Here is a 13,283-nt window from a genome sequence, read left to right on the forward strand (position 1 = left end):
ATTAACATATTAACATTATTTCATGCTGATTAAAAGTATTGAGTTATCTTACGTATCGGCTTAACTATTAATGCTATAAAAGGGAGCCTGATACCGTTATTCCTCATGGCCTTCAAATCAAAGAACATTCTTTTTACGCGGGCGGTTATACTTTTGTTGCTCTTTCCGCCTAATTTCATCTTAATTATTATTTTTTTTAAATAAAATGTAGTTAACTTATTGACATACAGGTATCTTGTCATTAATTCATAATCTGCTGCAGTTCCATAATCAAGGCGATAAAGGCCGAATTGATCAAATAAATTGCGTCTGCAGTAAAACGTTGGGTGTGGTGGCATCCATCCGAATTCGAGCTTTCTGCGCGAAATTTGTCCCGAGCGCCATTTTCGGACAACAGCACCTTTTTCGTTTATATAATCAAGATCGCCATAAATAATATCTGCATTATATTTGCGAAAAGCGTCTGCAATATGGCTTAATACCGAATTATCGGTAAAATAATCATCGGCATTCAACATGCCAACAATATCCCCGGTGGCTAATTTGATGCCTTTGTTCATCGCATCGTATATCCCGAGGTCCGGCTCCGAAACAAAATGATTTACATAATGTGCATAATTATTAATGATGTTGATAGTTTTATCCGTCGAACCTCCGTCGATAATTATATATTCGATGTCGGTATAATTCTGGCTTTTAACTGACTCAATGCAGCTTTTTATGGTGCTTTCGGCGTTAAAACAAACGATACCCGATTTTTGATACCGGTAATACCTGTGTTTATGTACCTTTTGTATACTTACCTGGTTAAGTTTATTAAGGTGCGCTACCTCAAAACTATCCCCCTGTTAATTTATATCTCGTTCGGTTTTTTAAGTTTGGCTTATTCCGATGCCATATCGTTAAACAAAACGTTCTTTTTAAAGCACTACGGCGCCGACCCTACGCTGACGGAAAAATACCGTATACATTTCGAAGATTTAAAGCTTAACACAAATAAAAGGCCGGTTTATAACATAAACGATAACAACGTGCTATTCCTTCTTGAAAAATATGAGCGCTAATCAAAAATCCCCTCACAAAACTATTTTAATAATTATTAGTGTGGTTGTGGTATTGCTGGGCGTGCTGCTGGTTTTAATCCCACCGGCGCTTTTTCCTGATCCGGCCAACGGTTTCCATGTTTTGCGCTGCATGCAGCTGGGCGGGCCTTTTAATACCATGGTAGCGCCCGACCAAAGCGACATCGCCCAAAACTATACTGAATTTATCACATGGTGGGCCCCAGGGCAATACTTGGTGCCGTATTTTTTTAAATTGATTGCAGGCGTTAATACAGGGCAAGCCATGGCAATAACTGTGGCGTTGGCACAACTGTGCGGATTGGCCGGCTTTTACAGCTTCTTTAAAAAAATCGGGTTTACGCCGACGATATCAGCGTTAAGCCTTTTATTTATCATCTGCCAAGTTGCGTTTTTTGTTCCATATGTTTTTTATACCGGGGGAGAGGTTTTGCTTTTTGCTTTTGAAGGTTGGTTCTTATATGGATGTGTTGCGCTGCAAAAGCAGGATTGGAAGCTGTTGCTTTTCGTGCTTCTATCCGGTTGGATGGGCTTCTTCTTTAAATCTTCTTTTTTATGGATGTATATCGCAGGGCTTTTCTGCTTGTGGGCACGGCTATCATTAAGTAGCCAAGGTATAGTTGAATGGCTAAAGAAGGGGTTATGGATAGGTGTGCCTGCTGCATTATCGCTTGCAGCTATTTATATATTATTCCTTTCAAAAGGACAAAGCCCGGCGACGGTTTCAAAAGGGTTTAAACTAACTACAGCTACATTTAGCTTCCCGCTGTCAACCCCGCTGCTTTCAGGATTCTCATTGGATGATTTTTTTCATGGGCTGTTGTATAATTTTGGGAAACCCATGTTTAGTCATTTCTGGTCGGTTGCGATTGTATTTAGTTTGGCCATATTAAGCTTGTTGTTGATTTGGACATTGATAAAATCTGTCCACAATAATAACTACCGGCTTTTTATTTTCGTTTTTTACTTCGGTGCATTATTGTTTTTTGGATTTGCTTATCTAAAGCAACTTAACATATCTTACGAGGCCCGGCATTTCCGTATTATTGGTATACTGATAGCGCCGGGATTGATTTACGTGGTAAGCAGGTTAAAGCGTGGGTATCAACTGGCGTTTACGGTGGTTTGCTTGGGCATTGCAGGTTATAGCGTTAATTATGTGATCAAAGGGTATAATATTAACCAAAATCAAAGCGCAAAAGGCACAACCGGTATATCCCAGATTAACATCGACCAACAATCATTAAACGCCATCATGAAATTGGATAGGGAGAACAAAGACGCAACATTTGTTTTCATAGCCAACGACGTTAGCCTGGAGGTAATGCATAATCGTGTCATCAACCTTTCGCCGATTGGCGACGACTACAAAATCGACATAGATGATTACAAGTATGATGGTTTTGCCGGTCCGCTGTTCATTATACTGCCCGAAACCTACAATGGACCAAAGGAGAAGCTGGTAATGAAGAGTTTTCCAGGTTATACTGGTTTTAACCTTTCTATGTTAAGCGATAAGTACGTGTTGTATGAGGCGAGGATGAAGAGGTAGTTGATTGGGTTGATTAAGTTTTTGTGCGGGTCTGATTTCTTAGCCTAATCAACCACTCACTTAATCAACCTAATCAACTTCTTACCCATTAATCTCTTTCCACAACAAATCCTTCAGCTCATCGATGTTTTTCTGGGCTACTGATGATATAAAAATAGAGGGGACATCCGTTGGAAGTTCCTTTTTCATTTCTGCCATCAGCTCATCGTCGAGCATATCCGATTTGGTTACGGCCAGCACTCTTGGTTTATCGAGCATTTCGGGGTTATATTCCTTCAGTTCGTGCAGTAATATGTGGTATTCTTCTTTTATGCTGCGATTGGTATCCGCAGGCACCATAAACAGCAATACCGAGTTGCGTTCAATGTGCCTCAAAAACCTAAAACCTAAACCTTTGCCTTGTGATGCACCTTCAATTATGCCCGGTATATCGGCCATGACAAACGACTTTCCACCCCTGTAGGCTACTATACCCAGGTTGGGTACAATAGTAGTGAACGGGTAATCGGCAATCTCGGGCTTCGCAGCCGATACTACTGAAAGCAAGGTTGATTTACCGGCGTTCGGGAAGCCCACCAGGCCAACATCGGCCAGTATTTTCAACTCCAGTACGTTCCACTCTTCTTTGCCGTCTTCACCGGGTTGGGCAAACCGCGGGGTTTGCAGGGTTGGCGTTTTAAAGTGCCAGTTACCCAGGCCGCCGCGACCGCCGTCTGTTAATATTCTTGTTTCGCCGTCGGTAGTTATTTCAAACAGTGTTTCGCCTGTTTCGGCGTTTTTGGCTATGGTACCCAGCGGCACTTCCAATATTTCGTCCATGCCGGTTTTGCCGCTCTTCAACGAGCTGCCGCCAGCGCCGCCGTCACCGGCTATAACATGCTTACGGAATTTAAGGTGCAAAAGTGTCCATAGTTGGGCATTGCCCTTAACAATAACATGACCGCCCCTGCCGCCGTCGCCACCATCCGGGCCGCCTTTAGCTGTAAATTTATCCCGGTGCAAATGAGATGAACCCGCCCCTCCGTGGCCGCTGCGGCAACAGATTTTCACATAATCAACAAAATTTGAACCTTGAGACATAATTTTTATTTCGGATTGCGGATGTTCGATTTCGGATTTACCTGATAAATCCAAAATATAAAATTCCGAAATGGGAATTCCGAAATCCGAAATCAGTAAGTAGCAATAATGCCGCCTATTGTGTCAAATATTTCACTGACAGAACCGATGCCATTTATGCTTTTGTATTTATTTTGAGTTTTATAGAAACCCGCAACAGGTGCGGTTTTATCGTTATATTCTTTTATTCGCTTGCGGATAACTTCCGGGTTTGCATCGTCAGGGCGACCGGAATCTTTGCCGCGCAATAATAGGCGGGACTCCAGCTCGTCGTCATTAACCTCCAGTGCAACCATTCCCGATATCGGTGCGTTTTTGCTCGCCAGTAATTCGTCCAGAGCTTCGGCTTGTGCCACTGTACGGGGGAAACCGTCAAAAATAAACCCTTTAGCATCCTTATTGGCATCCAGCTTATGGCTAATCATCCCGATAACTACCGCATCGGGAACTAATTTACCCTCGTCCATCAGCTTTTTAGCTTCTAAACCGAGTTCGGTTCCCTGCGCAATTTCACCACGCAAAAGGTCGCCTGTTGAAAGGTGTATCAGGCCGTATTTTTCTATAAGCTTTTGTGATTGAGTCCCTTTCCCAGCTCCGGGAGGACCAAACAATACCAGGTTCAGCATGCTTCTATCAAATTAAAAGCCTTTCGGTACTATACAGAAAGGCTTAATTAGTCTTGAGTCCGGAGTCGTTAATCCTAAGTGCTTTCGACTTGAGACTAAAGACTTTCGACTTCTTTAATGTGCACTTGAAGGGAGTCGAACCCCTAACCTCCTGATCCGTAGTCAGGTGCTCTATCCAATTGAGCTACAAGTGCAATACTCTATCTAAAAACTCGCGCCCAACACCTGTTTTAAGGTATTTTTCGCGATTTACAGCTTCCAACAACGTATCGAAGCTCTCTGTATAAACAATCTTCCAAGGCCTATATGCTTTAGTCGATTTTGTGTATCCTGCATTGTGTTGAATAAGTCTTTTTTCAAAGTCGTTACTCATACCAATATACCTGCGTCCATATTGTTCACTTAATAAAACATATACATAGAACATATATGGTAGTCAGGTGCTTTATCCAATTGAGCCCTGCCTGCCGGCAGGCAGGTACAAGTACTTTTTCAAACGGACTGCAAAGATAGAATTTCTTTTCAAACAGCTGTAATTTTTTTCAAATTACTTTACTGCAGCATCAATTGCTTCAAAATTTGGCAAGTCGCCGGCCGACTCCAATACCTCAGCGTAAATTATATTTTGCTCTTCATCTATAACAAAAGCAGCACGTTTTGATACGCCTTTCATACCAAAAGCAAATTCGTTATATAAGGCCCCGTAGGCAGCCGAAACTTCTTTGTTGAAGTCGGAAAGTAAATCGAACTGGTAGTTGTTTTCTTCTTTGAACTTGCCCAACGTAAAAAGCGAATCTACTGAAACACCTAAAACAATCGCGTTTAAGCCTTCATAATAACCAAAGTTATCGCGCATGGTACATAATTGTTCGGTACAAACGCTGGTGAACGCTAAAGGGAAAAAATGCAGTATTACCTTTTTACCTTTAAAATCAGATAGCGAAACTTCCTTTTTTTCGGTGTTGAACAAAGTGAACTGTGGTGCGGCAGAGCCTGTTTGTATTGACATAGGTGTGTTTTTTATGCAAAGGAATGATAAATATTTAAATGTTGCAGTCGCAGTATATAATTATTAAGTCAAATTGATATATTAAATGTTGGTGGATACGAAAACTGCGGCATTGGTAATTACTGATATTATGGTGAGCTACCGGGCGGAAAAGGCTTCGCTGGTTAGTCCAGCGAGTAGTTTTTTGGGGCGAGTGAATTATGGCATTCCAAGACTGAACGCTGAGTTACGCACCTAGGGCGCGGATTGTTTTGTTTCGCTGATTTCTACCAATATTTGGCCCCGATGTGGCCGAAAAACATTTGTGCCACATATTGGTAGAAAAATATAACATAAATACCTGCGTGCCGCAGGTACGCAACCTATTGAATATATTAATGCCAACCTTTCACTCCCCCAACAACGCCCTCAAACTCTCAATTGTGTCGGCTTCTTCTTTCGGCTTATCAAGTCGCCATCGTAAAATGCGCGGGAAACGCAGAGCAATCCCTGATTTGTGACGGGTGGATTTATTTATGCCCTCAAAACCAATTTCAAAAACCAGCTCGGGTTTTACGGTGCGTACGGGACCGAATTTTTCGAGGGTGTTGCGTTTGACGAAGTAGTCGACCTTGTTTATTTCGGCATCGGTGAGGCCGCTGTAGGCTTTGGCGAAGGGCACCAGCTTGTCGCCGTCCCAAACGGCGAAGGTGTAGTCGGTGTAAAGGTCGGCGCGGCGGCCGTGGCCTTTTTGGGCGTATATCATTACGGCGTCGACAGATAGCGGATCTATCTTCCATTTCCACCAGTCGCCGCGTTTGCGGCCAACCTGGTAGGCGGCGTTTTTGCGTTTTAGCATAATACCTTCCGCAATCATGGCACGCGATTGTTCACGCGTTTTTCCCAATTCCTCCCATGTAGTAAATTGTATCAAGGCAGATAAGCGGAACATTTCCGGGAAGGGTGTTGCCGCCTGCAATCCTTCGAGAATTACCCGGCGTTCGGCCTGGGTTTTATGGCGGATATCTTCGCCTTTATATTCCAGGCAATCGTAAGCAATAACTGCAACCGGGCTTTCTTCCAGAATTTTTTTACTGAGGTTTTTACGGCCGATGCGTGTTTGCAAAACATTGAACGGCATGGGCTGCCCGTTTTGAAAGCTAAGCAACTCGCCATCTATCACCGTTCCATCAGGCAGGGCTTGTAAAAAAGGGTGTAACTCGGGGAATTTGTCGGTTGCGAGGTCTTCGCCGCGACTCCAGATAAAAATCTCACCGCCACGTTTGATCAGTTGCGAGCGAATGCCATCCCATTTCCATTCGGCCTGCCATTGGCCTTCCTCCCCTAAATCAATCTTCAATTCATCTGTCGATTTTTGTTTTTCGGATGTCTCCTGTATGGGGTAAGCCAAAAAGAAGGGGTAGGGGCGCGATATGTCGTCGGATGCGCTTTGTTCCTGCACCAGTTGTTCGTAAGTATAGGTTTCGGGCATCCAGCTACCCATTATGCGATGGGTTAGGGCGGGAGCTTCTATGCCGGTAATGTCAGCCAGCGCTTTTATAACCAAACTTTGCGATACGCCAACGCGGAAACTACCCGTAAGCAATTTATTAAACACGAAGCGTTCGCTGCTATCCAGCATCGCCCACGAATCCATGAGCCAAAGCTTTTTCTCTTCTTCGGTTTTGGTGCCGAGCGCATTGATCTCGGCAATCCACTCCGTAAGTGTTTTGTGGCTGCTGCCCCGGTTTTGCGGCATCAGCAGGGCCATGGTTTCGGCCAGATCGCCCACCACATGATAGCTTTCTTCAAACAGCCAGGCCGGGATTTTTGACGCCTCGATGGCCCAGTTGCGAACCAGTGTGGAATTTATCTGCCGTTTAGGCTTGCGGCCTGAAAACAAAGCCAGCATGTGCATTTTGTCTGTATCAGGTACAGTGTTAAAATAGTCTTTCAGAATTTTAACCTTCTCGTTGGTTTTGTTGGTTTCATCGAGGGAAAGGAATAGTTGGGCAAAGGCTTTCATATTTTGACCTCCTTTTTAGCTTCACCTAAGTCCTCTCCAAAGGAGAGGACTTGGGCTTCGCTCTTTTCAAAGCCATTTGCCTTCGAGATGATTGGATGAGGCGTTGGTTCTTCTTCCGGCACACTGTTAATTCCTTCATCGTCGCCGTAAAGGGTGTGTACCTCATGTGCATCGAAGCCTATTTCGTTCAAATATCTCGTAAAAGTCGCAGTGTAGCCATGCGTCAGGTAAACGCTTTCGCAGCCCGTGGCGTCAATGGCGCTTATGAGGCCGTCCCAGTCGGCATGGTCTGATAGTACAAAGCCCCTGTCGGCCGCACGGCGGCGCTTGGCACCACGAATGGCCATCCAGCCCGAGCAATAGCCAAAGCTGTAAGGGTTAAACTTTCGCATCCATGGCGTGCCTACAGATGATGGCGGCGCAAGGATGATACCCTTCCGAACCTCTTCCTTCGGCATATCCTGCGTTATCCGGATTGTCGGGTTAAGTTTTATGCCATTGCGGCGCAGTGCTTCGTTGGTATTTTCGATTACGCCGTGTGTGTAAACGTTTCCGATAGATAAATCAAGGTTTTGCAAAATGCGCTGCGCTTTACCCAGCGAGTAGCCTACAATTACAGTTGCCAGGTTATGCTCCACATTGCTGCGCCACCAACTGTTCACATCGGCAAAAACATCGGCTTGTGGCTTCCACTGGTATACGGGCATACCAAAGGTACATTCAGATATAAAGTGATGACAGCGCACCGGCTCAAAAGGCGTGGAAATGCCATCATCCTCCACTTTATAATCGCCGGATACCACACAGACTTCGCCTTTGTATTCCACCCTCACCTGCGCCGAGCCGATGACATGCCCGGCAGGGAACAAACTAACCTCTACGCCATTCTTCATCACTTTTTCGCCATACTCAACAGTTTGCAGGTTGATTTCGCCGAGGCGATACAAGAGCACTTCTCGTGAGAAATGATGCGCCAGGTAACGTTTATGGCCCAAATAAGCATGGTCGGCGTGGGCGTGGGTTATCACTGCATCGTCAACCGGTTTCCATGGGTCGATATAGAATTTACCGGTAGCGCAGTAAATCCCTTTATCGGTAAACTCAAGCAGCGGTTTTTTTGCCATAGATTAATAACCTGACTATCGGAAATTGGTTTTAAATGGAAGCTACCCTATTTAGCGCAGGCCTGCGACCTGCGCTGGTGGATAGCGCCCCTTTGCGGCTTGGAGTATTTCCTGCAACTTAACGGAAATTGTGCGCCTATTTGTTTTGCCCGCACGTGGAGAAAAAACCTTTTAAACAACAAATCCCGGCCTAAGCCAGGATTTGCGATATTTCAATCAGGATAATTTTTTAGTTACCAGCTGGTATTGTTGTGCTGCTAAATTTGTTATCCAGGGTAATATAATCTGTCAATATCTGGCCAGCTTCGCGTTTCAGGAAGTCCAGGTCTTCGCCACGCTGACGGGTTTGACCTTTTTTAAGCGGCTGCAGACCCATGGCTACACGACGCTGGTTGTTTTCGTCAAATTGTTTCTTTTCGTCACTATCGCGCTGGTCTTTAAGCTTTTGCTCGTTAAGGGTCACACTTTTTTCAGCTTCGTGTTTTTTGCCTTCGGCAATGTCTTCCAGCATAAATTTGTAGTTAGGGCTGGTTGCCATGCGTGCATCGTGAAGTTTTGTAAGCTGCGGTAACACGGATGTAAAGTCGCCGACCTTGGTGTAATCGCTTTTGGCAATTATATCAAACGGCATTGCAGATGGCTCGGTGTCTTCGCCATATTTTTCCATTGGGATAACCGAAGGGAAAGTAATATCAGGCGTTACGCCTTTATGTTGTGTAGAGTTACCGGTGATGCGATAAAACTTGGCTATGGTTAAGTTCAGCTGACCAAACACGCTTTGGCTGCCGGTGCTTACTTTAACCGATTTTTTGTCTTTACCTACAAGTGCAGCGGCGCGTTCCAGCATCGATGGCGGGATAACCCTGTCCAGATCGATAGCATTTTGAACCGAACCCTTGCCATAAGTTTGGGTTCCTAAAATTATGCCACGACCATAATCCTGTATCGCGCCCGAGAATATCTCGGTTGCAGAAGCACTAAAGCGGTCGACTAAAATAGCAAGCGGGCCAGAGTAGGCTACGCTTGGGTCTTCGTCTTTATCAACTTCAATTTCGTTGTTTGGGTTGCGTACCTGTACTACCGGACCGGTTTTAATAAACAGGCCGGTAAGGTCAACAGCTTCAAGTAACGAGCCACCACCGTTTTGGCGCATGTCCATTACTATACCGTCAACTCCTTGTTGTTTTAACGAGTCAATCAATAACTTAACGTCGTGCGTGGTGCTCTTGTAATTAGGGTTGCCCGATTTGTAATCGTTAAAATCGATATAAAATGCAGGGACAGAGATAACACCTATCTTAACAATTTTACCGTTTTGATTGTATGTACGGATTTCCTTTTTCGCTGATTCGTCTTTCAGGATGATTTTTTCGCGGGTAAGCTCCACAATTTTAGGTTTGCTGCCTACGCTCTGGCCTTTTGGTAAAAGCTCTAAACGTACGATTGTTCCTTTTTTGCCACGGATAAGGGCAATAGCATTGTCAATGCGCCAGCCTACTACGTTCTGGAACTCGCCGCCCGGGCCTTGTGCAACGCCAACAATACGGTCGTCAACATTTACCTGCTTGCTTTTCTCGGCTGGGCCGCCAGCTGTTAGTGATTTAATGATCACAAACTCATTCTCGATATTCAAACCGGCGCCAATACCTTCCAACTGACGCGACATGTCGATATTAAAATTGGCTGCGTTTGCCGGGTTAAAATAGCTTGTGTGTGGGTCGATAGACTCGGTAAAGGCATCCATAAACACCTGGAACACATCCTGGTTGTTTAATTTATTAGCCTGCGATAACAAATTTTCGTAACGTTTTTTCAGTAAATCTTTGCTTTTTGCAACATCGTTACCTGCCAATTTTAAGTTGAGCATGTCGTATTTTACGCGCTCTGTCCACAACTTATTCATTTCGGCTACCGACGATACATACGGCAGGTTATCGCGGTCGTAAGTAAAGTTGTCGCTTTTCGAAAAATCAAAATTGTTATCTAATTGGCTTATCGAGTAGGTCATGCGCTCGATATACCTTTTTTGATAAACGTTGAAAATGTAGAAAGCATCGTTAAGGTTGCCGATTTTAGCATCGTCATCCAAAACAGTTTTATACTTATCAAAATCCTGTATGTCCGACGCCAGGAAATAGTTGTGGCTTTCGTCCATGGTTTTTAAATAGCGGTTGTAAATAACTACCGAAATTGAATCGTTCAACTCAACTTTTTTGTAGTTGTATTTCGATATCAGCGTTGCAATAGTTTTGCAAACAATGCTTTGCTGCTCGTCGGGCTGTATGTTTTTTACGCCATCAACCCTTAAAATTTTGGCTGGTTTAGCGCTGCAGGCCAGTGTGGCACCAAGCACCAGCACTAAATAAACTTTTTTGAACATATCTTTTACTTGCTTTAAGTCGGGGGTTTTATAAAACATCAATACTTGTGCCTAAAATTCCATTTACTAATCTAAATACAAAAAAAGACAGCTAATGTGCCGTCTTAATAATGAATAACAATATTACAATAATGTTTGTATTGTTTTTACAAAATACACATACATTTTACGGTAATGTTACAAATTTATTGTGTAGTTGCAAATTGAATAGCAGGCATTAACTAAGCGAGTATGATTTACCCGCATAAAAAGGTGAGATTCGCACACCTTTATTCTGCCTTGGTATTGAGCAACGCATTTTCGGCGTAGCGAACATCGGTTTTAGGAGCGTTATTTTTATTGAGTTTGATGTAAGCCATCTTTTTTTCGATGGTGGCTACATCAGTTGAAAAGCCGCGTAAGGCTGCCATATCATGCGCTTCGGTAAGATCCTGCTTAGCCTGTTCAAAATCGCCAAGGTCTGATTTTATCATGGCCAGGTCAATCAAATTGGCAATGGTGTGTTTATCATCATTTTGCTGGCGCGAGATAATGTTGCTTTGCAGTAAATACCATTTAGCTTCCGAATAGCGGTTTTGCTGGATATAAAGTTTGGCAAGTTCGCTAAAGTTATAGCTGGCATCGGCATATACCCTGAACCGCATATTGTGCTGGGCATCGCGCATTACCATATTTTCGGCAGCCTCCAGGCTATACGCACTGCGGCTAAGTGTAATTTTTTGAATTTTAACGGGTTTTAAAGCCATTTTACTATTTACGCGCGAAACAAAATTGATATTGGTGCGCTCAATTTCGGGGTAGCGAACATGCTTTTTAAAATCCAGGCGATACCACTGAGCGGATGCCGAAAAGCCATATAAGCAGCAAATAATAAGAAGGGTTATTCTCATTTAATCTTTTGTCCCAAGTTTAAATTAATCAGGTAAAGGTAAATAATTTTCGATAAATGAAAGAATCGCTAAAAATCAACATGTTCACATTCAGCGCAAATTCAAACTTATATCAATATATTTAAAAATTACTTTACCCGCACTTAAACGTAAAAACCCAATTATAGTATATGGCCGGCGCATCAAAAAAATTAGGTATCTGGACAAGCACCTCGCTGGTAGTTGGCAGCATGATTGGTTCGGGAGTGTTCCTCGTGCCTGCGGCAATGGCCTCATTCGGCAGTATAAGTTTACTGGGGTGGCTATTCTCTGCTATCGGGGCATTTTTTGTTGCACGGGTTTTTAGCAGGCTGAGCGAGATGGTGCCCAAAAGCGTCGGTGGCCCATATGCTTATACCCATTATGGTTTCGGCGATTTTGCCGGCTTTATGATTGCCTGGGGATATTATATTTCAATAATTACTGCTAATGCGGCTATAACCATTTCGTTTGTTAGTGCCATGAGTACGTTTTTCCCGATCCTGACTAAAAGCCCGGTGCTGGCTGTTTCGACGGGGTTGGTGGCCATATGGTTTTTGGCATGGGTAAATATGCGCGGGGTTACCGCATCGGGCAAAATGCAACTGGTTACAACTATCCTGAAGTTAACGCCATTGGTAGTTATCTCCGTCGGCGGGCTGTTTTTTATCAGGCTGGAGAATTTTCACCCGTTTAACAGCAGCGGCGATTCCATTTATAATGTTATCAATAAATCGGCTACTATTGCCCTGTTTTCGTTTGTGGGGATTGAATGTGCTACGATACCAGCCGATAGCGTGGAAAATCCCGGTAAAACCATTGGGCGTGCAACCATGCTCGGCTTGCTGATTTGCACCGTGGTGTATTTGCTGGGCAGTATAAGCATTATGGGCATTATCCCGGCGGCGACGCTGGCCAAATCGCCTACGCCGTATGCGGATGCTGCGGCTATCATGTTTGGGAACAACGCCCGCTATTGGGCCGCCGCGGGTATGGCTGTTGCTGCGTTTGGTGCGCTTAACGGGTGGACGCTTATACAAGGCAAACTACCTTATGCAATAGCGAAGGATAAACTTTTCCCGGCAATATTTGCACGGCAAAACAAAAAAGGCGCGCCTTTTGTCGGTATAGCAGTGAGCAGTACGTTTGTGTCATTGTTTATGCTGATGAACTACACCAAGGGCCTGGTGGAGCAATTCAAAATTTTAATCCTGCTGTCGACGTTTACCACTTTGGTGCCTTATCTTTTTTGTTCGGCCGCGTTTATGATTGTGCGTTTGCAAACCAAACACCTTTACAAGGGTGGCCTGTTTGTTGGCTTGTTAGTAGGCGTTATGGCTTTTTGTTATTCCATCTGGGCCATAGCCGGCTCGGGCCCCGACACGGTTTATTACGGCTTTTTATGCCTGATGGCCGGTTTGCCGTTTTATGTGTGGATAGCCTATAAGAAGAAGGTGACCGTAGATAATAATTGAGTG

The 13,283-nt window shown here is 44.1% G+C and carries 12 protein-coding genes and 1 tRNA gene; 3 read left to right on the top strand and 10 right to left on the bottom strand.

From position 1 onward, the window contains the following. Window positions 1-29: 29 nt before the first annotated feature. The gene (locus tag NAF19_RS16205; protein ID WP_370362886.1) at window positions 30-797 is read right to left on the bottom strand and encodes a glycosyltransferase family 2 protein; all 768 of its coding nucleotides are present in this window, start codon (window positions 795-797) and stop codon (window positions 30-32) included. Between NAF19_RS16205 and NAF19_RS16210 the strand changes: the two genes are divergently transcribed. Both NAF19_RS16210 and NAF19_RS16215 read left to right on the top strand, forming a co-directional pair. Beyond that, a complete protein-coding gene (locus tag NAF19_RS16210; protein ID WP_252791120.1) occupies window positions 783-1,064 on the top strand; it encodes a hypothetical protein in 282 nt (93 codons plus the stop codon). The genes NAF19_RS16205 and NAF19_RS16210 overlap by 15 nt on opposite strands. Continuing rightward, window positions 1,054-2,634 (top strand): hypothetical protein, encoded by a 1,581-nt coding sequence (locus NAF19_RS16215; RefSeq protein WP_252791121.1) that lies wholly within the window; start codon window positions 1,054-1,056, stop codon window positions 2,632-2,634. Before NAF19_RS16210 ends, NAF19_RS16215 begins: the two co-directional genes overlap by 11 nt. 81 nt (window positions 2,635-2,715) lie before the next feature. Here NAF19_RS16215 and obgE read toward each other — a convergent pair whose 3' ends face one another. The 9 genes from obgE to NAF19_RS16260 all read right to left on the bottom strand — a co-directional run bounded on the left by obgE (window position 2,716) and on the right by NAF19_RS16260 (window position 11,787). Further along, window positions 2,716-3,714 carry a GTPase ObgE gene (obgE, locus tag NAF19_RS16220; RefSeq protein WP_252791123.1) on the bottom strand — a complete coding sequence of 333 codons (999 nt, stop codon included), beginning with the start codon at window positions 3,712-3,714 and terminating at the stop codon, window positions 2,716-2,718. 92 nt (window positions 3,715-3,806) lie between these two features. Continuing rightward, window positions 3,807-4,379, bottom strand: a complete 573-nt coding sequence (locus tag NAF19_RS16225) for an adenylate kinase (protein ID WP_252791124.1) — start codon at window positions 4,377-4,379, stop codon at window positions 3,807-3,809. Window positions 4,380-4,499: 120 nt separating this feature from the next. Further along, window positions 4,500-4,573 (bottom strand) — tRNA-Arg (locus NAF19_RS16230). Beyond that, window positions 4,564-4,806 (bottom strand): GIY-YIG nuclease family protein, encoded by a 243-nt coding sequence (locus tag NAF19_RS16235; RefSeq protein WP_256484322.1) that lies wholly within the window; start codon window positions 4,804-4,806, stop codon window positions 4,564-4,566. Before NAF19_RS16235 ends, NAF19_RS16230 begins: the two co-directional genes overlap by 10 nt. 120 nt (window positions 4,807-4,926) lie before the next feature. Then, the gene (locus NAF19_RS16240; protein WP_252791126.1) at window positions 4,927-5,388 is read right to left on the bottom strand and encodes a redoxin domain-containing protein; all 462 of its coding nucleotides are present in this window, start codon (window positions 5,386-5,388) and stop codon (window positions 4,927-4,929) included. Window positions 5,389-5,776: 388 nt separating this feature from the next. Beyond that, window positions 5,777-7,393, bottom strand: coding sequence for an ATP-dependent DNA ligase (locus NAF19_RS16245; protein WP_252791128.1), 1,617 nt, complete (start codon window positions 7,391-7,393; stop codon window positions 5,777-5,779). Beyond that, window positions 7,390-8,517 (bottom strand): ligase-associated DNA damage response exonuclease, encoded by a 1,128-nt coding sequence (locus NAF19_RS16250; protein ID WP_252791129.1) that lies wholly within the window; start codon window positions 8,515-8,517, stop codon window positions 7,390-7,392. The genes NAF19_RS16245 and NAF19_RS16250 overlap by 4 nt, the downstream gene beginning before the upstream one ends. A 229-nt stretch (window positions 8,518-8,746) precedes the next feature. Further along, a complete protein-coding gene (locus NAF19_RS16255; RefSeq protein ID WP_252791130.1) occupies window positions 8,747-10,897 on the bottom strand; it encodes a carboxy terminal-processing peptidase in 2,151 nt (716 codons plus the stop codon). 269 nt (window positions 10,898-11,166) lie between these two features. Continuing rightward, window positions 11,167-11,787, bottom strand: coding sequence for a hypothetical protein (locus tag NAF19_RS16260; RefSeq protein WP_252791131.1), 621 nt, complete (start codon window positions 11,785-11,787; stop codon window positions 11,167-11,169). 170 nt (window positions 11,788-11,957) lie between these two features. Here NAF19_RS16260 and NAF19_RS16265 point away from each other — a divergent pair, with 170 nt between their 5' ends. Continuing rightward, window positions 11,958-13,280: an amino acid permease gene (locus NAF19_RS16265; RefSeq protein ID WP_252791132.1), complete on the top strand. Its 1,323-nt coding sequence runs from the start codon at window positions 11,958-11,960 to the stop codon at window positions 13,278-13,280. The last annotated feature ends 3 nt before the right edge of the window (window positions 13,281-13,283 follow it).

The organism is Mucilaginibacter flavidus, from assembly GCF_024055575.1.
Taxonomy (GTDB): Bacteria; Bacteroidota; Bacteroidia; order Sphingobacteriales; family Sphingobacteriaceae; genus Mucilaginibacter; species Mucilaginibacter flavidus.

Bases quoted from the DNA above. Each gene is read 5' to 3' on its own strand.
- NAF19_RS16210 (WP_252791120.1), top strand. From the start codon at position 783: ATGTACCTTTTGTATACTTACCTGGTTAAGTTTATTAAGGTGCGCTAC.
- NAF19_RS16215 (WP_252791121.1), top strand. From the start codon at position 1,054: ATGAGCGCTAATCAAAAATCCCCTCACAAAACTATTTTAATAATTATT.
- obgE (WP_252791123.1), bottom strand. From the start codon at position 3,714: ATGTCTCAAGGTTCAAATTTTGTTGATTATGTGAAAATCTGTTGCCGC.
- NAF19_RS16225 (WP_252791124.1), bottom strand. From the start codon at position 4,379: ATGCTGAACCTGGTATTGTTTGGTCCTCCCGGAGCTGGGAAAGGGACT.
- NAF19_RS16235 (WP_256484322.1), bottom strand. From the start codon at position 4,806: ATGTTCTATGTATATGTTTTATTAAGTGAACAATATGGACGCAGGTAT.
- NAF19_RS16240 (WP_252791126.1), bottom strand. From the start codon at position 5,388: ATGTCAATACAAACAGGCTCTGCCGCACCACAGTTCACTTTGTTCAAC.
- NAF19_RS16245 (WP_252791128.1), bottom strand. From the start codon at position 7,393: ATGAAAGCCTTTGCCCAACTATTCCTTTCCCTCGATGAAACCAACAAA.
- NAF19_RS16250 (WP_252791129.1), bottom strand. From the start codon at position 8,517: ATGGCAAAAAAACCGCTGCTTGAGTTTACCGATAAAGGGATTTACTGC.
- NAF19_RS16255 (WP_252791130.1), bottom strand. From the start codon at position 10,897: ATGTTCAAAAAAGTTTATTTAGTGCTGGTGCTTGGTGCCACACTGGCC.
- NAF19_RS16260 (WP_252791131.1), bottom strand. From the start codon at position 11,787: ATGAGAATAACCCTTCTTATTATTTGCTGCTTATATGGCTTTTCGGCA.
- NAF19_RS16265 (WP_252791132.1), top strand. From the start codon at position 11,958: ATGGCCGGCGCATCAAAAAAATTAGGTATCTGGACAAGCACCTCGCTG.